The 21464-nt window shown below is 68.3% G+C and carries 18 protein-coding genes; 3 read left to right on the top strand and 15 right to left on the bottom strand.

Features of this window, described 5'->3' with window-relative positions; translation table 11 throughout:
• Positions 1-144: 144 nt before the first annotated feature.
• The 3 genes from ACSQ3N_RS03015 to ACSQ3N_RS03005 all read right to left on the bottom strand — a co-directional run bounded on the left by ACSQ3N_RS03015 (position 145) and on the right by ACSQ3N_RS03005 (position 3809).
• On the bottom strand, positions 145-1152 hold the full coding sequence (locus tag ACSQ3N_RS03015) for a response regulator transcription factor (RefSeq protein ID WP_436127733.1): 1008 nt from the start codon (positions 1150-1152) through the stop codon (positions 145-147).
• 235 nt (positions 1153-1387) lie between these two features.
• Positions 1388-2485, bottom strand: a complete 1098-nt coding sequence (locus tag ACSQ3N_RS03010; protein ID WP_436145555.1) for a M14 family metallopeptidase — start codon at positions 2483-2485, stop codon at positions 1388-1390.
• Between the two features lie 112 nt (positions 2486-2597).
• The gene (locus tag ACSQ3N_RS03005; protein WP_056165124.1) at positions 2598-3809 is read right to left on the bottom strand and encodes a M20 aminoacylase family protein; all 1212 of its coding nucleotides are present in this window, start codon (positions 3807-3809) and stop codon (positions 2598-2600) included.
• A 78-nt stretch (positions 3810-3887) separates the two neighbouring features.
• On the opposite strand from ACSQ3N_RS03005, the gene argE reads away from it, so the two are divergent.
• Entirely contained in the window at positions 3888-5057 is a 1170-nt protein-coding gene (gene argE, locus ACSQ3N_RS03000) for an acetylornithine deacetylase (RefSeq protein WP_056422652.1), read from the top strand.
• Between the two features lie 142 nt (positions 5058-5199).
• On the opposite strand, the gene ACSQ3N_RS02995 is transcribed toward argE, so the two are convergent.
• Complete coding sequence (locus ACSQ3N_RS02995; protein ID WP_436145554.1) at positions 5200-6351, bottom strand: ABC transporter substrate-binding protein; 1152 nt, start codon at positions 6349-6351, stop codon at positions 5200-5202.
• 166 nt (positions 6352-6517) lie between these two features.
• Between ACSQ3N_RS02995 and ACSQ3N_RS02990 the strand changes: the two genes are divergently transcribed.
• Positions 6518-8620: a molybdopterin-containing oxidoreductase family protein gene (locus ACSQ3N_RS02990; RefSeq protein ID WP_436145553.1), complete on the top strand. Its 2103-nt coding sequence runs from the start codon at positions 6518-6520 to the stop codon at positions 8618-8620.
• 75 nt (positions 8621-8695) lie between these two features.
• Here the strand turns inward: ACSQ3N_RS02990 and ACSQ3N_RS02985 are convergent, their stop codons facing one another.
• From ACSQ3N_RS02985 to ACSQ3N_RS02960, 6 genes are all read right to left on the bottom strand, one after another.
• Complete coding sequence (locus ACSQ3N_RS02985) at positions 8696-10009, bottom strand: PDDEXK nuclease domain-containing protein (RefSeq protein ID WP_436145552.1); 1314 nt, start codon at positions 10007-10009, stop codon at positions 8696-8698.
• Between the two features lie 234 nt (positions 10010-10243).
• The gene (locus ACSQ3N_RS02980) at positions 10244-11941 is read right to left on the bottom strand and encodes an MFS transporter (protein ID WP_436145551.1); all 1698 of its coding nucleotides are present in this window, start codon (positions 11939-11941) and stop codon (positions 10244-10246) included.
• Positions 11931-12329: a DoxX family protein gene (locus tag ACSQ3N_RS02975; protein WP_436145550.1), complete on the bottom strand. Its 399-nt coding sequence runs from the start codon at positions 12327-12329 to the stop codon at positions 11931-11933. The genes ACSQ3N_RS02980 and ACSQ3N_RS02975 overlap by 11 nt, the downstream gene beginning before the upstream one ends.
• Positions 12330-12343: 14 nt before the next feature.
• Positions 12344-14245, bottom strand: a complete 1902-nt coding sequence (locus tag ACSQ3N_RS02970) for an amidohydrolase (RefSeq protein WP_436145549.1) — start codon at positions 14243-14245, stop codon at positions 12344-12346.
• A gap of 159 nt (positions 14246-14404) precedes the next feature.
• The gene (locus tag ACSQ3N_RS02965; RefSeq protein ID WP_436145548.1) at positions 14405-15106 is read right to left on the bottom strand and encodes a hydrolase; all 702 of its coding nucleotides are present in this window, start codon (positions 15104-15106) and stop codon (positions 14405-14407) included.
• Positions 15107-15245: 139 nt separating this feature from the next.
• Positions 15246-15974, bottom strand: coding sequence for a pirin family protein (locus tag ACSQ3N_RS02960; protein ID WP_436145547.1), 729 nt, complete (start codon positions 15972-15974; stop codon positions 15246-15248).
• 186 nt (positions 15975-16160) lie between these two features.
• Here ACSQ3N_RS02960 and ACSQ3N_RS02955 point away from each other — a divergent pair, with 186 nt between their 5' ends.
• Entirely contained in the window at positions 16161-17063 is a 903-nt protein-coding gene (locus ACSQ3N_RS02955) for a LysR family transcriptional regulator (protein ID WP_396505138.1), read from the top strand.
• A 189-nt stretch (positions 17064-17252) separates the two neighbouring features.
• Here ACSQ3N_RS02955 and ACSQ3N_RS02950 read toward each other — a convergent pair whose 3' ends face one another.
• The 5 genes from ACSQ3N_RS02950 to ACSQ3N_RS02930 all read right to left on the bottom strand — a co-directional run bounded on the left by ACSQ3N_RS02950 (position 17253) and on the right by ACSQ3N_RS02930 (position 21378).
• On the bottom strand, positions 17253-18320 hold the full coding sequence (locus tag ACSQ3N_RS02950) for an alpha/beta hydrolase family protein (protein ID WP_436145546.1): 1068 nt from the start codon (positions 18318-18320) through the stop codon (positions 17253-17255).
• A gap of 239 nt (positions 18321-18559) precedes the next feature.
• Positions 18560-19240, bottom strand: coding sequence for a type 1 glutamine amidotransferase domain-containing protein (locus ACSQ3N_RS02945; RefSeq protein ID WP_436145545.1), 681 nt, complete (start codon positions 19238-19240; stop codon positions 18560-18562).
• A gap of 98 nt (positions 19241-19338) precedes the next feature.
• On the bottom strand, positions 19339-20502 hold the full coding sequence (locus ACSQ3N_RS02940; protein ID WP_436145544.1) for an iron-containing alcohol dehydrogenase: 1164 nt from the start codon (positions 20500-20502) through the stop codon (positions 19339-19341).
• Between the two features lie 189 nt (positions 20503-20691).
• The gene (locus tag ACSQ3N_RS02935) at positions 20692-21045 is read right to left on the bottom strand and encodes a hypothetical protein (protein WP_436145543.1); all 354 of its coding nucleotides are present in this window, start codon (positions 21043-21045) and stop codon (positions 20692-20694) included.
• 3 nt (positions 21046-21048) lie between these two features.
• Positions 21049-21378, bottom strand: a complete 330-nt coding sequence (locus tag ACSQ3N_RS02930; RefSeq protein ID WP_156371991.1) for a hypothetical protein — start codon at positions 21376-21378, stop codon at positions 21049-21051.
• Between the last annotated feature and the right edge of the window lie 86 nt (positions 21379-21464).

Raw genomic sequence — 21464 nt, 5'->3', positions numbered from 1 at the left:
TCCGGTGCGGACGATAGGAAAAGAAGGCGCTGCTGCAGCCTCTGCAAATGCAGAGGGCCCGGGAAACTACCGAGCGCCGGGATCGACCCGCACGGCCACCAACACCCGGCAGGAAGACCGAGGTACCACGTGTGCTGAACGCCCTCAGGCGGTGCGCAGCGCCGCCACCAGCTCCAGCTTGTTGCTCACCCCCAGCGCCGCATAGGCGGTGCGCAGGTACGTGCGCACGGTGGCGGGCGTGAGCCCGAGCGTGGCGGCGATGTCCTTGTGCGAGCGCCCCTGCGCATAGAGCATGGCCGCGCTCAGTTCGCGCGGCGCCAGCGGCGACTTCGGGTGGCGCGATGCGATGCTGATGGCCACCAGCGAACCGCAGGGCTCCATCCGCAGGCGGCAGGCCTTGCCCACGGCCACGGTGCACGGCGCGCGCGCGAGGCCTTGCACCACCGCCGTCGGCAGCCGCGTGCCGGCCCAGCCGGGGTGGGCCTCGCCCAGCGCCAGGCTGATGCGCAGCCCCGCGAACAGCAGATCGCCCGAAGGCTCTGCGAGCGCAAAGCTGTCCCACGGGCGGCTGGGCGAATCGCTTTGCAGCGCCTGCAGCCGGTGGTGCCAGTGCTGCAGCAGGTGCACGACAAACTCGCCGAACAGCACGGTCTCCTGGTCGGTGAATTCGGTGCGGGTCTGCGGGCGGTACACCGAGACGAAGAACAGCAGGCCGCTGTGCGGCAGCTCGGCCGTGAGCGCCATGCAGTGGTACAGGCCATGGCGCTCGCTGAACGCCAGCACCTCGGCGTGTTCGGCGATGTCGCCGGTCACGTCGCGTTCGCGGATCACCACGCCGAGCCGGCTCATGGACTGGCGCGCGAACTCGTCCACCGCAGACAGTTCATTCCATTCCTGCGCAAAGCTCTGGCTCAGGCCCATGCTTCCATGCAGCCAGTTGCGGGGGCTGGTGTGCACATCGCCTGCCGACATTTCGCCCCACCAGGCCGAGTCGAACGGCACCAGCGCCTGCAGCGTCTGCAGGGCCTGGTGCAGCATGTCCTGGGGTTGCGTGTGCCGCGCCAGCTGCCCCAGCGCGAGCAGGCTGCGGCTGAGCGCCCGCACGGCATCGGGGTGCGGGCCTGCGCCGGGCTGGGGGGCCGGAACGCTCATCGGAGCGGGCGCTGCGCCGCGCGCAGCGAGGTAGGGGCAAAGGCCATGGCGCGGTCTCCTGGGTTTGGCGCGATGGTAGCCGCCGCGCGCACGACGCCAGCGCCCCCGGCCCGCCCAGAGCGTGCACCCGCACCGCCCTGCGCCACGGCGCACAGGGCCTCATGCCCCGACATGACTATGTTTTTTGTAGCACCTTGCGCTTGCCAGGCAAGCGCTGGAGGCCGATGAAACCCAACTACCGGGCCAGGCCGTCGACCGCCTGGAACATCGACTGGCGCGCCTGGCTCACGATCTGGCCCTTCCACACATCGGTGTCGGTGTAGAACGCTGCCAGCATCTGCGCCTTGATCTGGGCATGCTGCTCGGCCGGTGCCTCGGGGTGCAGGTTGAGCCACTGCTCGGCGCGGATCGCGTCCATCACCTCCAGCACCGGCACGGTGCCGTATTCCATCGCGATGCCCGTGGTCTCGGCGTGGGGGCACTCGTCGTACACGGAGTTCCACATCAGTCCGGTGAGGAAGGCCGACGTCGAGGAGCCGTCGTAGATGGACGTGACCGGCGTGGCGCCGCCGCCGTCCCACCAGGCACGGGCGCGCGCCACGGAGTCGGCATCGTCCTTGCCGGCGTAGATGCGCTCGCCATGGCCGCTGGGGCCCAGGCCCGTGTGCAGGTCGATCCAGGCGATGCGCGATGCGTTGGCGCCGTGCTGGCGCAGCACCTGGCGCAGCGTGCGGTTGCTCCAGGTGGGCTCGGTGCCGCCGAAGAACACGCCCTGCGGAAACTCGTGCTGGCCCTGCGAGATGGCGGCCTGCCAGGCGGCTTCGCCGTGCGTGTCGATGTACTGCTGCCGGGCGGCGGCATTCTCGGCCGAGGGCGGCCACTGCTCGGGCAGCAGCAGGGGCTGCACCTCGCGGTAGGCCTTGTTCACCGGCAGGGGCTGGGAGAAGTCCTGGAAGTTGCGGTTCAGGTCCACGTTCTCGTGCGTGAAGCGGCGCACGTGCGAGAAACCGTAGGGGTTGAGCGCATGGATGTACAGCGTGGCCACGCGGGCGGCGCGTGCCTTGTCGCGCCACTCTTGGTCGTGCAGCGCAAACACCTGCACGCCGCTGCCGCAGTAGCCCTCCACGCCGTGGCAGGCGCTGCTCACGATGAGCAGCTTTTTCGCATCGGCCGGGCCGTCCAGCACCACGTCCATCGCCAGGTCCTCGCCGTCACGGCCTTTGAGCGGGTGGGCGTGCGACTCGATGGGCAGGCCGGCCGCGGCGGCGGCTTCGAGGAGCTTGGTGCGGGCCTCTGCGTAGCTGGAGGAAAAGGCGCTGGGGATGCCGATCATGGGCGGGGCTTTCAGGGGTCGGGGGGGAGGGGACAAAAGAAAACCCGGGGCACACGGGGCGCCCAGGGTTTCAAGGCAGAACGAGAAATCAGCGGCGGCGGAGCGGTGGCGTTCAGGCCGTCGCCGTGGGCTGGGCCAGCCACTGCTCGGCCAGCTTGACCCAGTAGGTGGCGCCCAGCGGGATCAGGTCGTCGTTGAAGTCGTAGCTCGGGTTGTGCAGCATGCAGGGGCCGCCGCCATGGCCCATCTCCCGGTGCGCGCCGTCGCCATTGGCGATGAAGCAGTACGCGCCGGGCTTGGCCTGCAACATGTAGGCAAAGTCTTCGGCGCCCATGGTGGGCTCCTGGGGCAGCACATGTTCAGCGCCGACGATCTCGGTCATGACCTTGCGCGCGAACTCGGCCTCGGCGGGCGAGTTGACGGTGGGCGGGTAGTTGCGCACGAACGCGAATTCGCAGGTGGCGTCGTGCGCCGCGCAGGTGTGTTCGGCGATCTGGCGCATGCGCTTTTCGATCAGCTCCAGCACCTCGACGGTGAAGGTGCGCACGGTGCCCTGCAGCTCGACGCTGTCGGGCACCACGTTGGTGGCCTCGCCCGCGTTGATCATGGTGACCGAGATCACGCCCGCATCCACCGGCTTCTTGTTGCGGCTGATGATGGTCTGGAAGGTCTGCACCATCTGGCAGGCGATCGGCACCGGGTCGATGCCGGTGTGCGGCAGCGCTGCATGGCCGCCCTTGCCGCGGATCACGATCTTGAATTCGCTGGTCGACGCCATCACCGGGCCGGGGCTCACGGCAAACGTGCCCACCGGCATGCCGGGCCAGTTGTGCATGCCGTACACGGCCTGCATGGGGAACTGCTCGAACAGGCCGTCCTCGATCATCACGCGGGCACCGCCGCCGCCCTCTTCCGCGGGCTGGAAGATCAGGTACACGGTGCCGTCGAAATTGCGGTGCTTGGCAAAGTGCTGCGCCGCGGCCAGCAGCATGGCCACGTGGCCGTCGTGGCCGCAGGCGTGCATCTTGCCCTGGTGCTTGCTGGCGTGGGCGAAGGTGTTGAACTCCTGCATGGGCAGGGCGTCCATGTCGGCACGCAGGCCGATGGCCCGGCCGCTGGCGCCGCCGTCGCGCCCCTTGACGATACCCACCACACCCGTCTTGCCCAGGCCGCGGTGGATCGGAATCCCCCATTCGGTGAGCTTTTGGGCCACCACGTCAGCGGTGCGCACCTCTTCGAAGCACAGCTCGGGATGCGCGTGAATGTCCTTGCGCACCGCGGCAATGCTGGCCGCCTGCGTGACGATGGAATCAATTACGTTCATGATATGTATCCTTACGATCTCACAGTCTAGCCCGACAGCAAGCCACGTGCCAACCCGGGTTTATCACCAGTCCACACCATGATTTCGCCCCACGCCCTCGAACTTGCGCAAACCCTGGTGCGCATGAACACCGTCAGCCACAACTCCAATCTGGAGCTGATCCACTTCATCCGCGACCACCTGGCCAGGCTGGGGGTGAAGAGCCGCCTGACCTTCAACGACGACAAGACCAAGGCCAACCTGTTCGCCACGCTGGGCGAGGGCAAACCGGCCGGCATCATCCTGTCGGGCCACACCGACACCGTGCCGTGGGACGGCCAGGACTGGACCATGGACCCGCTGAGCGCGCAGATCAAAGACGGCCCCGAAGGCCCGAGCCTGTACGGCCGTGGCAGCGCGGACATGAAGGCCTTCATCGGCATCGCCGTGTCGCAGGCCGAGCAGTTCTTGAACAGCAACGCACCGTTTGCCGTGCACCTGGCCTTCAGCTACGAGGAAGAGATCGGCTGCTTTGGCGTGAAGGAGCTCATCGCCGACCTGCGCGACGCGAACATCAAGCCCCTGGCCTGCATCGTGGGCGAGCCCACCAGCATGGTGCCCGCCATTGCCCACAAGGGCGTGTACCGCTACAAGTGCTGCGTGCGCGGCAAGGAAGCGCACTCATCGCTCACGCCCCACTCGGTGAACGCCATCGAGATGGCGGCCCGTGTGGTCAGCCGCTTGCGCGACATGGGTGAGGGCTTCGAGCGCGAGGAGCCCCGCTTCGAAGGCTTCGATGTGCCGTTCTCGACCACCAGCGTGGGGCAGTTCCACGGCGGCATCGCCGACAACGTGGTGCCGCGCGACGCCGAGTTCCGCTACGAATTCCGCGACCTGCCCACGGCCAATGCCGCGCAGATGCAGTCCGAGGTGGTGGCGTACGCCAAGTCGCTGGAGCCGCGCATGAAACAGGTGGCGCCCGCGGCCGGCTTCTCGTTTGAAACCATCTGCGAAATCCCGAGCTTCCTGGGCAGCAAGGACGACCCCGTCACGCGCCTGGCGCAGACCCTGTCGGGCGAGAAGAGCACCACCCTCGTGGCCTTCGGCACCGAGGCTGGCCTGTTCAAGAACGCCGGCATCTCCACCGTGGTCTGCGGTCCCGGCAGCATCCAGCAGGCGCACCAGCCCGACGAGTATGTGAGCCTGGAACAGCTCGGCCGCTGCGAAGCTTTCATGCAGGGGCTGGCGCGCACTACGTCGATCGACTAGTCAAATCCCGTGAAGCCTTACTTTCAAAAATACACAACCGTTCACGCTGAGCCTGTCGAAGCGCCGCGCAAGGCTTCGACAGGCTCAGCCCGAACGGTTCTGGGTATTGAATGATGGGGCGCGAACCCGCGTCCATCCGGGCTCAAGTCCTCACACGTCCGTCGCCGGTCAGCATCGACATCTCCACGAACTTCGACGCCGCATGGCTCGTGGCGCTGAAGGCCACCGGAAAGCCCGAGATCGTCTGGTTGCCGATGGCTTCGGTGCCGGTGATGAAGCTCTCGCGCGTGAGGCCCTTGCCGCCGGCCTGCGCTTGGCGCAGGCCTTCGGAGAACACGCGGGCCGCCAGGTAGCCCTCCATGCTGGAGTAGTTGGCCTGCACCTTGTCGCCGCCCTTCTTGATCGCCTCCAGGAACTCGCGCGTGATCTGGCGCGAGGGCTGGTAGGGCGAAGGCACGACCTGCGAGACGACCACGCCAGCGCCGTCCTTGCCCAGCTCGTCGGCCAGGGCCTGCGTGCCCACGAACGACACGTTGTAGAACGTGCCGCCGAACCCCGCCTTGCGCGCCGAGCGCACGAAGGCCGCGCTGCCCGCATAGGCCGCGATCTGCACCACGGCGTCGGGCTTGGCGGCCATGAGCTTGTCGGTGGCGGCTTTGACCTCCACCGAGTTGCGCTCCACCGTGGCCGTGGCGACGGGTGCCAGCTTCAGATCAGCCAGCGCCTTCGTCACGCCATCGAGCCCCGCCTTGCCGTAGGCATCGTTCTGGTAGAACACCGCGATCTTCTTGAGGCCCAGGTTGGTGAGCTGGCGCACGATGAGCGCGGTCTCGTCGTAGTACGAGGCGCGCACATGGAAGATGAGCCGGTTGAACGGCTGGCGCAGCGCCTCGGCCCCGGTGAACGGGCCGAAGAACGGCAGCCTGGCCTGCGTGAACAGCGGCAGCGCAGCCAGGCTGGTGGGCGTGCCGATGTAGCCGAACAGCGCGAACACGTCGTCGGCGATGAACTTCTTCGTGTTCTCCGCGCAGCGCTCGGGCTCATAGCCGTCGTCCAGCGTGCGAATCTCGACCAGCCGCTTGCCCACCCCACCCTGGGCATTGAACTGGTCGAAAAAGAGCTTGGCGCCCTGGTTGAACTGCACGCCCAGCTGCGCGGCCGGGCCGGTGAATGCGGCCGACTGACCCAGTACGATGCGGGCTTCGCCCTGGGCCTGCGCGGTGTGGAAACCGCCGAGCGCGACCGCGCCCAGACCGATGGAAAACTGTCTGCGCCCCAATGCCTTTGGCTTCATGGTGAAATCCCTCTTCCTGTCAACACAACGAGGTTGACACCTCGGCGCTGCCGGCAAGAACCTGCGCACAGGTCCCCGGCAGTCTGCGGTGAAGCGGCGGGCTTTTTGTTGGATATTGGTTCGATATGCACGCCGCTTCCTACGAAGTTTAACGATCGCCCCACCCATGTCCACGCCTTCTGACGCCATTTCCCTCCCTTCTGGCCCGATCCAGGTGCGCGGTGCCTGCCCGCACGACTGCCCGGATACCTGCGCCCTGATCACCACCGTGGACGACAACGGCGTGGCCACCCGCGTGCAGGGCAACCCCGACCACCCGCACACCGACGGCGTGCTCTGCGCCAAGGTGAGCAAGTACACCGAGCGCAGCTACCACCCCGAGCGCGTGCTCACTCCGCTCAAGCGTACCGGCCCCAAGGGCAGCGGCCAGTTCGCGCCTGTGGGCTGGGACGAAGCCCTGGACGACATTGCGCAGCGCCTGCAGTCCATCGCCGCGCGCGATCCCGAAGCCGTGTTGCCCTACAGCTACGCCGGCACCATGGGCATGGTGCAGGGCGAGAGCATGGACCGGCGCTTCTTCCACCAACTGGGCGCATCGTTGCTGGACCGCACCATCTGCGCATCTGCGGGCGCTGAGGCGCTGACGCAGACCCTGGGCGGCAAGGTGGGCATGAAGGTGGAGTTCTTCGCGGAATCGCAGCTCATCCTGATCTGGGGCAGCAACTCCATCGGCAGCAACCTGCATTTTTGGCGCTACGCGCAGCAGGCCAAGAGGAATGGCGCCCGGCTGGTGTGCATCGACCCGCGCAAGAGCGAGACGGCCGACAAGTGCCACGAGCACATCGCCCTGCGCCCGGGCACCGATGCCGCGCTGGCCCTGGCGCTGATGCACGAACTCATCGCCCACGACTGGCTGGACCACGACTACATCGCGCGCCACACGCTGGGCTGGGACCCGCTGCGCGAGCGCGCCCTGCAGTGGCCGCCCGAGCGCGCGGCCGAAGTCTGCGGCATTCCGGTCGAGCAGATCCGCCAGCTGGCCCGCGACTACGGAACCACGAAGCCCGCCGCCATCCGCCTGAACTACGGCATGCAGCGCGTGCGCGGCGGCGGCAATGCCGTGCGCGCCGTGGCCTGCCTGCCCGCCCTCACCGGCGCCTGGCGCCACCGCGCTGGCGGCTTGCTGCTGTCGAGCTCCGGCCAGTTCCCGGCGCAGCGCGCGGTGCTGCAGCGGCCCGACCTGATGCCCCAGGCGGCCTCAGGGCGCGTGCCGCGCACCATCAACATGACGACCATCGGCGACGACCTGCTGCGCGAAGCATCGCCCGCCTTCGGCCCGCAGGTCGAGGCCGTGGTGGTCTACAACAGCAACCCCGTGGCCGTGGCCCCGGACTCGGGCAAGGTGGTGCGCGGCTTTGCGCGCGAAGACCTGTTCACCGTGGTGCTGGAGCACTTCCAGACCGACACCGCGGACTACGCGGACTACATCCTGCCCGCTACCACGCAGCTCGAACACTGGGACGTGCACCTGTCCTACGGGCACACCGACGTGGTGCTCAACCGCCCCGCGATTGCGCCGCTGGGCGAAGCCCGCAGCAACGCGCAGATCTTCCGCGACCTGGCCGCGCGCATGGGTTTTGCCGACGCCTGCTTTGCCGACACCGACGAGGCGCTGTGCCGCCAGGCCTTCGGCGATGCGGTGGACTACGCGCTGCTCGAATCCCAGGGCTTTGCCACGGTGGCCATTCCCGATGCGCTGTTTGCCGAAGGCAACTTCCCGTCACCGTCAGGCAAGTGCGAGTTCTACAGCGCCCGCCTGGCAGCCCAGGGCCTGGACGGCCTGCCCGACCACCTGCCCAACTACGAGCTGCAGGGCACCGACGCACGCTACCCGCTGGCCATGATTTCGCCGCCCGCGCGCAACTTCTTGAACTCCACCTTCGTAAACGTGACGAGCCTGCGCAACATCGAAGGCCGCCCGATCCTGGAGATCCACCCCGACGACGCCGAAGCCCGCGGCATCGGCAACGACGCCGTGGTGCGCGTGTTCAACGACCGCGGCAGCTACCAGTGCCACGCCACCGTCTCGCGCCGCGCCCGCCCCGGCGTGGTCAACGGCCTGGGCATCTGGTGGCGCAAGCTGGGGCTCGATGGCACGAACGTGAACGAGGTGACGAGCCAGGCACTGACGGACCTGGGGCGCGCGCCGACGTTTTATGACTGTTTGGTGGAGGTGGAGGCTTGCGCTGAACCGGCGGTGTCTTCCTGAGTGCTCCGACAATGCAGCCGGCGGATGCAGCAGATCTGGGCACCGGCTGCGTAGAAGCGCCAGACCCGCCCCGAATCACTGAAGCCGGCTTTTTGACGCTGGGGTTTTCGTGCGGGGCTTTGCAACCTTCACCGGTTTGACCGGTACCTTGGGCTTGACCTCCGCCTTGGTTGCCTTGGCGGGTTTTGCTCGCTTGACGGCTTTACCCGCATCTGCTGGCTGGCTCGACGTACGGGGCACACTCGCTTTGCGCGTCGCTTTGCGCGTCGCTTTGGGAGCCGCTTGCTCCCACTGTTCGAGCTCGCGCTGAATTTCTGCGCGCAAGGCGTCCTCGCTGGGCAGGGCGAACTGGTAGCGACTCGCAAATATCTGCTCGCTCTGGTCACCGAGCACGTAGCGCACCACCGCGTCGTTCTTTTCGCTGCACAACAGCAGCCCGATCGTGGGGTTGTCACCCGGGCCGGTGACCTCGCGGTCGTAATAGTGCACATACAACTGCATCTGGCCCAAGTCCCCATGGGTGAGCTTGCCCACTTTCAAGTCGATCACGACATAACACTTGAGCTTGACGTGATAGAACACCAGGTCGGGGTAGAAGTGATCGCCATCCAGCGTCAGCCTGCGCTGCCGCCCCACGAAAGCAAAGCCGCTGCCCAACTCCAGCAGGAAGGATTGCAGCTGGTTGATCAAGGCTTCTTCGATGCGCGACTCCACCAAGCGATGCGATTCCGGCAGATTCAAAAACTCCAGCACATAGGGGTCTTTGATGGCATCGTGAGGCCGGGCCAGTACCTGCCCTTCGTTGACCAGAGCGAGAAGGCCTTTCTTGTCGCGGCTCTTGGCCAGCCGCTCGAACAAGAAAGAATGCATCTGCCGCTCCAGCTGGCGGGCAGACCAGCCGTTGTTCACCGCCTCGATTTCATAGAAGTCACGCACTGCGCGGCGCCCCTCTTTCTGCAGCGTGCGGTAGTGCGTCCATGACAAGCCCGGGTGCAACGCTCCGGGCCGCCAATCGCCATCAGTATCCGCACCCAATTCATCACGCACTGCGTGTTGAATCTGTCCCACATCCAAAACAACACGCAGTGCGTGTTGTTTTGCCAGCAGGTCGGGGTAAGCCAGGAAGAAACTGCGCATGTACTGCAGCGCGCTGACGGAAAACCCGTCCCCATAGTCCGCCGTCAATTGCGATGACAACGCTTTGAGCAATGCCTTGCCATACTCTGCACGCTTGGCGCCGCCCTGCTCGGCCTCGACGATCTGCTGGCCGATCAGCCAGTTGGCACACACATGCGCCGTATTGACCGAGCGGGCCGCCTGTGTGCGCGCAGACTCCCAGATCTGGCGAATGCGGGTCAACAGGTCGGATGGTGCTTGCAGAGCCGTCATAGGGCGTCCTCTCCGGCAGGCTTGCGGCTGACGAAGGCTAGGCGTCGAGCCAATACTTCAGGGGCTGTGCGCCCCCCTGGCCGCAGCGACAGCCAGGGGGTGCGCTGGTTCAGGCCGGGCAGGTGTTGTGGAAGCAAGGGGGCTCTCAAGGCTGATGGACGGGGAATTATGAGCGTTCTGTCAGCAACCCAGCGAGCCCTCCGCGCGCGCAACCAGTCGACGCTAACCAGAGAGTCATGACCCTGGGGCTTTACGGGCATCGCCATTGCCTGCTTCAGCTTCGGCATCCTCAGCCCCCAGCGCCAAAAAGTGATGCACCACGGGCCGCTCCGCTCCCTGGTGAAACCGCAAAGCCTCCGCCTGCAGGTCCGCATCGGCCTTGGACACGCGGTGGTGCTGGCGCAAATGCTCGGCCCAGGACTCGACCAGGAACCACTCGATCACGCGGCCCGGCTCGCCCGTGTGTTCGGCCACGCCCCAGGCGTAGGCGCCGTCGCGGCGGCGTTCCTGGGACAGGCGCTGCATGGCCTGCAGGAAGGCGGGCAGGTCGGGCTTGGCGATGCGGTATTCGATCTGCACCATCACCGGGCCCCGGTCGTGCGCCACGGGCTCGGCCAGCAGGGGCTCGGGCCAGTGGTTCGATGGCTGCAGGTCGGCCTCGCCGGTGGGCAGCTTCACGCGGTGAAAGATGAGCGACGCCACGACCAGCCCGGCCGCGCCCATCAGCAGCGTGACCGGCAAACCGGCCTGCCCTGCGATGAGGCCCCAGCCCAGGCTGCCAGCGGCCATCGCGCCGTTGAAGACCATGAGGTAGATGGCCAGGCCGCGGCCGCGCACCCAGTTGGGCAGCACGGCCTGGGCCACGCCGTTGAGGGTGGTCAGCGCGATGATCCAGCCCAGGCCCAGCACCAGCATCAGCGCCACGGCGGCCCACTGGGGCGGGGCCACGGTCAGCACGCCCATGACGGCGGCGGTGAGCAGGGATGCCAGCAGCACCAGGCCATCGGTGTCGAGCCGCTGGCGCAAGCGGGGCAGCAGCACAGCGCCCAGGATGGCGCCTGCGCCCACGGCGCCCAGCATCACGCCGTAGAAGCCTGCCGAGCCGCCCAGCATGCGGCGCGCCACCAGCGGCAGCAGCGCCCAGACGGAGCTGGCGAACAGGAAGAACACGGCCGCGCGCAGCAGCACCACGTGCAGCTCGTGGCTGGCGCGGGCGTAGCGCACGCCGGCGCGGAAGGCGCCGAAGAACTGCTCGTTCAGGCCTGACGCCTCGGCCTTCGGGCGCTTCCACCACAGCAGCGCGGCGATCACGAACACATAGCTCAGCACGTCCAGGCCGTAGGCCATGGCCGCGCCGAAGCTGGCCAGCAGCAGGCCGCCCGCCGCCGGGCCGATGGCGCGTGCGATGTTGATGCCCAGCGAGTTGAGCGCCACGGCGCTCTTGAGTTCGCTGCGCGGCACCAGTTCGGGCACGATGGACTGCCAGGTGGGGCCCATGAGCGCAGCGCCGATGCCGCCCACGAAGGTCAGCGCCACCAGCCACTCCACCGTCAGCGTGTGGGTGTTGGCCAGGATGAGCAGCGTGCCGCTGACGGCGGCCAGCAGCACCTGCACACCGATGAGGAAACGGCGGCGGTCCAGGATATCCGACAGCACGCCCGCAGGGATGGCGAGCAGAAAGACGGGCAGCGTGGCGGCGGTTTGGATCAGCGCGACCGCGGTGGGGCTGGACGAGAGTTCGGTCACCATCCAGGCGCTGGCGACGTCGCGCATGAAGCTGCCGATGTTGCCCAGCACGGTGGCGGCCCAGAGCACCGCGAAGACGGGGATGGCCAGCGGCGCGAAGCTGCCGGAAGCCGCCGGAGCAGCCGATGCCGGCGCGGGCGCAGCAGGGGTGTGGTGGTGGTGACGATCGTGTTGGTTATCCGGCATGGTGGCCTCCGAGGTCGTGCCAGGCGACGAGCAGCATGCCGCCCACCAGGCCCCAATGTTCAAAAAATGCGTTGGCGCTGCGCTGCCGATCGGCGGGCGGCGCGGCCCAGAAGCGGTCTGCCAGCAAGGCGGCAAGCACGGTGAAGCCCGCCAGGGCCAGCGCCCCCAGCCAGCGGTACCAGCCCGACAGGATGAGCGCGGAGGCCGAAAGCTGCAGCACCAGCGTGGCGGCAGCGATGGGCGCGGCGGGCGCGAGGCCGAGCGAGCGCACCTCGGCCACGGCCCCGGCAAAGTCGCGGGCCTTGCCGATGCCGCCCTGCAGGTACGCGGCGCACAGGCACAGCAGCGCCAGCGTCTGCACCCAGGGGGCGGTGGCGGCGGTTTGCAATGCGTGCTGCACCGTCACACCGCCCAGCAGGCGCAGCCGAGCGCACCCCAGAAGCCCTGCAGGTCGGACACGGGCAGCTTGCTGCTCCAGGCCGTGGCGTGGGCGTGGCCGTGCAGGTTGCAGTCGCTGGCACAGCCGCAGTTCGCCGCCGCGTTGCGCAGCACGGCCTGCAGCGGCGCGCCGTCCGGCCCTCCCGGGGCGCCCCAGGCGCCGTAGCCGCCGAAGGTGCGCACGGGCGACCAGTCGGGCATGGCGGGCGGCGGGGCCGCGTCGTCGAAGCGCGCGAAGTCGCCCACGCCATAGACCACCTTGCCGCCCACCACGGTGAGCAGGGCGGTGGTGTCGGCGATGTCGGACTCGGGGCAGGCAAAGAAGTCGCGGTCGGGCACGACGAGGTCGGCCAGCTGGCCCGCCTCGATGCGGCCCTTCTTGCCCTGCTCGTTACTGAACCAGGTGACGTTCTCGGTCCACATGCGCAGGGCCTGGTCGCGGGTGAGGCAGTTGCGCTGCGGCGTGAGCTGCAGGCCACCCACCGTCTTGCCGGTGACGAGCCAGGACAGTGATACCCAGGGGTTGTAGCTGGCCACGCGGGTGGCGTCGGTGCCGGCGGACACGTGGACGCCTTTCTCCAGCATGCGTTTGACCGGGGGCGTGGCCTCGGCCGCCGCGGCGCCGTAGCGCTCGACGAAGTACTCGCCCTGGTAGGCCATGCGGTGCTGCACGGCCACGCCGCCGCCCAGGGCGGCGATGCGGTCGATGGACTTTTCCGAGATGGTCTCGGCGTGGTCGAAGAACCAGTTCAGGCCGGCCAGCGGCGTGTCCTGGTTGACCTTCTCGAACACGTTGAGCGCGCGCTCGATGGTCTCGTCGTAGGTGGCGTGCATGCGCCAGGGCCAGCGGTTCTGCGCGAGGATGCGCACCACCTCTTCCAGCTCGCCTTCCATGCCGGGCGCGAGCTCGGGCTGGGGCTGGCGGAAGTCCTCGAAGTCGGCGGCGGAAAACACCAGCATCTCGCCCGCGCCGTTGTGGCGAAAGTAGTCCGTGCCCTGCTTGTACTGCGAGGTGGCTGTCCAGTTCAGGAAGTCTTCCTTCTCATGCTGGGGCTTTTGCGTGAACAGGTTGTAGGCCAGGCGGATGGTGAGCTGATCAGCATCGGCCAGCTCCTGGATCACGTCGTAGTCATCCGGGTAGTTCTGCATGCCGCCGCCTGCGTCGATGGCGCCGGTCACGCCCAGGCGGTTGAGCTCGCGCATGAAGTGGCGCGTGGAGTTGACCTGGTAGTCGTGCGGCAGCTTGGGGCCCTTGGCCAGCGTGGCATACAGGATGGCCGCATTGGGCTTGGCCAGCAGCAGGCCCGTGGGGTTGCCCGCGCTGTCGCGCACGATCTCGCCGCCGGGCGGCGCGGGCGTGTCCTTGCCGTAGCCCACGGCGCGCAGCGCGGCGCCGTTGAGCAATGCGCGGTCGTACAAATGCAGGATGAACACGGGCGTGTCCGGCGCCACGGCGTTCAGCTCGGCCAGCGTGGGCAGGCGCTTTTCCGCAAACTGGTGTTCGGTGAAGCCGCCCACCACGCGCACCCACTGCGGCGCGGGCGTCACCGCTACCTGGGCTTTGAGCATGGCCATGGCATCGGCCAGGCTGCGCACCCCGTCCCACCGCAGCTCCATGTTGAAGTTGAGGCCGCCGCGGATGATGTGCAGGTGGTTGTCGATGAGCCCCGGCAGCACGCTGCGCCCACCCAGGTCGATGACCCGCGTGCCCGCACCGGCCAGCGCCATCACCTCGCGGTCATCACCCACCTTGGTGAAGCGCCCTAGCGCAATGGCGACCGCACTGGCCGTGGGATTGGCGCGGTCCAGCGTGGTGAAGCGCCCGTTGCGCAGGATGAGGTCGGGGGTTTGGGCAGGTTGTGTCATGGTCTTCTGGCTTCGAACTTTCAGCAATGGCAGAGCGCAAAAAGGGTGCAGCAGCCGTAGCGAGCGGCCGAAGCCTGCGCCGAGGACCGCAACCGTACTCTCGTACGGTGAGGACCACAGGTGCGGGATCCGGCCGCGCAGTAGGTTGATGCGCCCTTTTTAACCTTCGTGGGCGTTGAACATGGTCTTGGCGTAGGTGATGCCCAGGCCATAGCCCCCGCCGAACTTCTTGGCGATGCCCGTCGTCATGTCGTACGTCTCGCCCCGCGCCCAGTCGCGCTGCAGTTCCAGCAGGTACTGCAATGCCGTGATGGGCCGCGCGCCGGCCTGCACCATGCGCTCCATGGCGCGGTTGTGGGCTTCGGCCGAGATGTCGCCGCTCGCGTCGGCGATCACATACACCTCGAAGCCCTGGTCCAGCGCCGACAGCGCCGGGCCCACGATGCACACGCTGGTCCACAGGCCGGCCAGCACGATGCGCGGCTTGCCGATGGCGTTGACCCGGGCGATCACGGCCTCGTCCTCCCAGGTGTTCATGGAGGTGCGGTCCAGCAGCGCCTGGCCCGGGAACGGTGCGGTCACTTCTTCGAACATGGGGCCGCTGAAGCTCTTCTCAGCCACCGTGGTGAGGATGGTGTCCACGCCAAACCCGGCGGCGGCGCTGGCCACCAGGCCGGCGTTGGAGCGCAGCGTGATCGCGTCGATGGAGTGCGTGGCAAAGGCCATCTGCGACTGGAAGTCGATCATGACCAGGGTGTGGTCGTCGGCGTTCAGCAGCGTGGCGCCGGGCTTGGCGTAGGCGACGGGGCGGGCGGCGTTGGCGCTGGCAGTCGTGGTCGTTGTCGTGTTGGCGTGGGTCATGGTGAGCTCCCTGGAATTGAAGATGAAGTACGTCGAGAAGAAGAACAAACAAAAAAAACGAGTCAAGGCAATGCGGCGGGCCGGGGCGCAAGGGATGGGCGGCATCGCCCACCCCGCTCCTCAGCGGCGCCCCATCCGCTCAGTGCGGCATCGTGGGCAGCTCGTTGGGCCGCAGGTCGAACACCAGCACCTCGGCGCCTTCGCCGTGGGCAAAGCGCAGGGCCCCGGCGTCGCGGATGCGGGCGCCGTCGCCTTCGGACAGCCGCTCGCCGTTCACTTCCAGGCTGCCGCGGGCCACGTGCACATACACGTTGCGGCCCGGGCCCACGTCCAGATCGGCCGACTCTTCGCTGCCGTCGAACAAGCCGGCGTACACCCGGGCGTCCTGGTGCACGGCCAGCGATCCGTCGGTCCCTTCGGGCGAGATGATCTGGCGCAGGCGGCCGCGCTTGTCGGCCTCGCTGAAGTGCACCTGCTGGTAGCGGGGTGCGGCGCCGCGGGCACCGGGCACGATCCAGATCTGCAGGAAGTGCACGGGCTCTTCGCCCGAGTGGTTGAACTCGCTGTGGCGCACGCCGGTGCCGGCGCTCATCATCTGCACGTCGCCGGGGCGGATGACCGAGCCGGTGCCCATGGAGTCCTTGTGCTCCAGCGCGCCTTCCAGCACGTACGAGAAGATTTCCATGTCGCGGTGCGGGTGGGTGCCGAAGCCCTTGCCCGGGGCCACGCGGTCGTCGTTGATGACCAGCAGGTCGGAAAAGCCTTGCTGGTGGGCGTCGTGGTAGTGGCCGAACGAGAAGGTGTGGCGCGAATGGAGCCAGCCGTGGTTGGCGTTGCCGCGGTGTTGGGCTTTGCGGATGTCGATCATGGTGTCTTCCTTTCAATGTCTGTCGATGAATTTCACACTGGGTGTCCGGTTTGAAATCTGCTGGATTTCATTGGGCTTCAGTGCTGCGATGGATGAAGTATCCGGCGCATGGCAGGGCGTCAGGTTGAAAGGTTTGGCCCGCAATCATCGATAATTTCGATGATTGAAATTCCGGGCCTTTTTGCCATGCTGAAACTCTCCCTCGAAGCCATCGAACTGGTGGATGCGATTGCCCGCTACGGCTCGTTCGCGGGCGCCTCGGAGCGGCTGCACAAGGTGCCGTCCACCATCTCCTATGCCGTGGGCAAGCTCGAGGAGCAACTGGGCCTGGCACTGTTCACGCGCAACGGGCCGCGCGTGGCGCTCACGCCCGCGGGGCACGAGCTGCTCAAGGAGGGCCGCTGGCTGCTGGCCTCGGCGCGGCAGCTCGAATCGCGCCTGCGGCAGATCGCCACGGGGTTCGAGTCCGAGCTGCGGCTGGTGCACGACTCGCTGATACCCACCAGCGCGTTCAACGATGACATCGCGGCCTTTGAGGGGCTGGACTGCGGCACGCGCCTGCGCATCGGCTGCGAGGCGCTGACGGGCACCTGGGAGGCGCTGCGCGACGGGCGCGCCGACATCATCGTGGCGGCGGGCGAAGGCCCCGCCGGCGGCGGCTACAAGGCCGTGGCGGTGGGCAGCCTGGACTTCGTGTTCTGCGTGACCGCGTCGCACCCGCTGGCGCGCATGGGCCGGCCGCTCACGCGCAGCGACCTGCTGGAGCACACGGCCGTGGTGGTGGGCGACGGGGCGCGCACGCTGTCGGACCGCACGGTGGGCCTGCTGTCGGGCCAGCGGCGCATCACCGTGCCGTCGATGCAGGCCAAGATCGCCTGCCAGGCCGCCGGGCTGGGCCACGGCTTCGTGCCGCGCGCCTGCGTGCGGGTGGAGCTGGAAAACGGCATCCTGGTGGAGGTGCCGGTGGAGGAGCCCCGCGCTGATGAAACCTTCTGGCTGGCCTGGAAGCCCGAGCACCGGGGCGAGGCGCTCAAGTGGTGGTGCGAGCGGCTGGCCCGGCCGCTGCTGCCCGGAATCCTGCCGTATTGAGATGAAACACCCCCTGAGTCGCTTCGCGCCTTCCCCCTCTCTCTACGCGCTGCGCGCTACGGGAGGGGGACGCTCCCAGCACTGCGGGGCGGCCCTTGTGCGGGAGCACTGGCTTGGGCAGCGCCAGTTTCAGACTTCGCGGGCCACTTGGTCATTTGTAGCTAGAACGCAGCCGCCCACCCTCCTCGCTCACTTCCACTGCTGCGCGAAGAACTGCACCACCTGCGCCTCCAGCACCGCGTGGTAGGCCACGCGGTCGAAGCCCGCCGGATTGGCGGCGGCGTCGCCCGCGTCGGACGGCAGGCTCTGGCTGGGCTGGGCCATGAAGGCGAAGTGGCCGGCACCCGGCACGGTGGCCGCCTGCGCGGTGGCCAGATTCGCGGCCACCAGCCCGCCGTGGTACTTGCCTGTGAGCACGGCGTCCTGCTCGGCCACGCGCAGCAGCACTGGCACGGTCACGGCTTTCAGGCTCTCGGGGGTGAACACCACGGCCATGGGCGCCAGGGCCACGACGGCGCGGATGCGCGGGTCGGGCACGGAGACCAGGGCGCCGTCCGGCACCAGATTGGCGGGTGTTGCAGCGTTGGCAGCGGCCGGCTGCGGCGCCTTGGGGCCCTGGGCCAGGCCGCAGAAGCCGGGGTCGTCCTGCACGCTGCGGCAGTGCTGCGCAGCACGGGCGGGCTCGGCCTGGGCGCCGGCCAGGGCCAGCACGGTGTAGCCGCCGGCCGAGTGGCCCAGTGCGCCGATGCGGCCGGCCGGAATGCGCGGGCCCCACTCGGAGCTGGCCAGCAGCGCGTCGAGCACGCGGCTGACCTGGCGGGGGCGCTCGCCGAAGTAGCGGCCCGAGGTGATCATGGAGCGGTCCTGCCAGTTGTCGCCCGGGTGGCGCACGGCGGCCACCAGGTAACCCTCGGCCGCCAGGCGCGTGGCCAGGTTGTGGTGCGCGAGTTCATTGCCGCCCGTGCCGTGCGACACCAGGATCAGCCCCTTGAGCGGCTCGGCCGACACGGGCGCACCCAGGCCGACCACTGGGCGCCAGGGGCCCAGCTGCACCGCGCCTGCACTGCGCACGGTGGGGTAGAACAGCGCGACGTTGATCGGCTCGTCACCGGGCACGACCAGGGTGCGCAGGCCGGCGTGCTGGGCCGATGCGGCGCCAGACAGCGTGGCCAGCGCCACGAAGGCGGTGGCCGCTACGGGCCGGATGTGCCGCGTTGCCCACCGCAGGGCGAGGGAAAGAAGAATGAGGAGGATCACGGTGCGCCTTTCGTCTTGGAGTGCCAGGGGCCGCGACCGTGGAGTGACGGTCGGTGCGGCATGGCGGCACTGTAGGCACCGCGGGCCGGCAGAGGCAGCGGGATGCGACGAAATGCGCGGGCGTGGCGCGAAACGGCAGGCGACGGGCGCGAGCCGTGCGCGAGCCAGGCGCGAACGCGCGCTGGGTGGGCGGGTGGTGGCCCGTGCAGGTAGCCAGCCTCCCGGCCACCCCGTGGGCGTCAACCCAGCGCTTTGAGCAGCGCCTGCGCCGCCGGCTCCGACGACGCCGGGTTCTGCCCGGTGATCAGCAGCCCGTCAGTGACCACGTGCGGCTGCCAGTCGGCCTGCTTGGTGTACAGGCCGCCGTGGGACATGAGCATGTTCTCCACCAGGAAGGGCACGACGTCCGTCAGGCCCGCAGCGGCCTCCTCGCCGTTGGTGAAGCCTGTCACGTTCTTGCCGCGCACCAGCGGCGTGCCGTCTTCCGCCTTGACGCCGCGCAGCACGCCAGGCGCGTGGCATACGGCGGCCAGGGGCTTGCCAGCGGCCAGGGTGGCCTCGATGAGGGCGATGGACTGCGTGTCGTATGCCAGGTCCCACAGCGGGCCGTGGCCTCCGGGGTAGAACACGGCGTCGAACTGGGCCGCGTTCACCTCCGACAGCTTCAGGGTGCTGGCCAGGTGCGCCTGTGCGGCGGCATCGCTTTTGAAGCGGCGCGTGGCATCGGTCTGCGCATCGGGCGCATCGCTCTTGGGGTCCAGCGGGGGCTGGCCGCCCTGGGGCGATGCCAGGGTCACCTCGGCCCCCGCGTCCTTGAACACGTAGTACGGGGCGGCGAACTCTTCGAGCCAGAAGCCGGTTTTCTTGCCGGTGTCGCCCAACTCGCTGTGGGACGTGAGAACCATGAGGATGTGGGCCATAGCGATCCCTTTCTGGGGGTGAGGTGAAACGTAAAGCCGCCCACCGTACCCTCAATCCGCGCAGATGCGCCTGGTGCGGCGCAGGTTGCGGCGTTGGCTTACAGCGCCGCTTCGAGAATGCGCCGGCTCACGGCGGGTGTGATCTCGCGCTGCTCGCCCAGCTGCAGCATCCCGTGCGCCTCCAGCTGCGCCACCACGGCGCCCACGGTGTCGGCGCCCAGGCCATAGCCCGACAGGCGCGTGGCGATGCCCATGCTTTCAAAGAAGCTGCGCGTGCGCTCGATGGCGGCGGTGATGCGCTCGTCGTCGGTGCCGGTGGTGATGCCCCACACGCGCTCGCCGTACTGCAGCAGCTTGGCGCGCTTGGCACCGCGGCGCTCGTGCAGCAGCGCGGGCAGCACGATGGCCAGCGTGCGCGCATGGTCGATGCCGTGCAGCGCGGTCAGCTCGTGGCCGATCATGTGCGTGGCCCAGTCCTGCGGCACGCCCGCGCCGATCAGGCCGTTGAGCGCCATCGTGGCCGCCCACATGAGGTTGGCGCGGTCGTCGTACACGGGCTCGGGGGCAGCCAGCAGGCGCGGGCCGATCTCGATCAGCGTCTGCAAAATGCCCTCGGCAAAACGGTCCTGCACGGGCGCGTTGACCGGGTAGGTGAGGTACTGCTCCACCGTGTGCACAAACGCATCGACCACGCCGTTGGCCAACTGCTGGGGCGGCAGGGTATAGGTCTTGGTGGGGTCGAGCACCGAGAACACGGGGTAGGTGTGATTGCTGCCAAAGGCCAGCTTGGCGCCCTTGGCGCGGTGGGTGATGACGCCGCCGTTGTTCATTTCGGAGCCCGTGGCGGGCAGCGTGAGCACGGCGCCGAAGGGCAGCGCGGCGGTGACGTTGCGGCCGTGCTTTTCCAGAATGGCCCAGGGGTCGCCGCCTTCGAACTTGACGGCTGCGGCGATGAACTTCACGGCATCGATCACCGAGCCGCCGCCCACCGCGAGCAGGAAGTCGAACCCGCCGCCCTGGATCTGCGCCACGGCCTTCATCGAGGTTTCGTAGCTGGGGTTGGGTTCGATGCCGCTGAAGGTGGCGTGCTGGCGGCTGGCCAGCGCCGTGCGCACCTCGGCCAGCGTGCCGGTCTTCTCGGCACTGGCGCCGCCCACGAGGATGAGCACCTTGGCGGAGGCGGGCACGAGCTTGTTCAGGTCGGCGATGCGGCCCTGGCCGAAGGCGATGTGGGTGGGGTTGTGGAAGTCGAAGTTCAGCATGGCAATCCTGGCAGTCCTTGGGTGGGGGGTGCATTGTGTCGCTGGCGTGCCCGGCTTGCCGGTCGCCTTGGCAACAACACGGACAGGCCCGGGGGCACTTCGGGACGGCCTTCGATGGCAGGCGAGCTGTGGTTACCAACCACCCAGCGCTCAAGGCCTACCCTGCCCCGCCCTGCCCACCCTGACGACCTATCGCACCACCACCAGCACCACGAACCCCAGCAGAACCACAATCGCCAGTGCCACCACGCCTGCGGTGCCTGCCGTCAGCACCTTGACGAGCCAAGCCCACGCGCCGCCCTGCGCGCCATGGCGACGCATGGCGTTCCAGCCCCGCAGCAGCAGGACCAGCGTGACGCACAAGGTGAACAGCAGCATGCCGAAAGCCATCGCCACGCAGTCCAGGCCGAACGTGCCGCAGGCCATGGACTGCCCAAAACCGCTGGCCATGGCCACCGAGGCACCCAGCCCCACAGCCAGCACGCCCCACCCGGCCCAGACCGCGCCGGGTACGCGAAACGCTGAAGGGGTGACAGGTGCCATGGGTCAGTCCCTGGCCGGCTGCCAGGGCAGCGCCGGGTCGGTGAATGCGGGTTGCCACAGGTCGGCATAGACCGGGAACGCCTGCCTGCGGGTCTCGTCGGACTCCAGCTCGACCGATGCATCGTCGAGCCCGCGCACACTCCAGTCGGCCAGCACGGCGTAGCGGCGCTGCGCGGTGTCGATCAGCACCGTGTGCAGGGCATGGGTCGTGCAGGCCACATAACGCCCGCCGGGGCTGACCAGGAAGTAGTCCACATCGCCGGGCTGCAGGGCGGCCAGCGGCAGGGCGCGGCGCAATGCGGCGGTCCATTCGGGTGGGGCGGGTACGGACATGGAAGCGGCGGGTTCCTGGTGGGCGGTGGACTTGTCGCGCGGCACAGGGGGCCCGGCGGTGACCGACTGTAGCGGCAAGCGTACGA

It is taken from the genome of Acidovorax sp. LjRoot194 (genome assembly GCF_964253015.1).
GTDB lineage: Bacteria > Pseudomonadota > Gammaproteobacteria > Burkholderiales > Burkholderiaceae_C > Acidovorax.
This window is presented reverse-complemented; position numbering and strand designations above follow the sequence as displayed.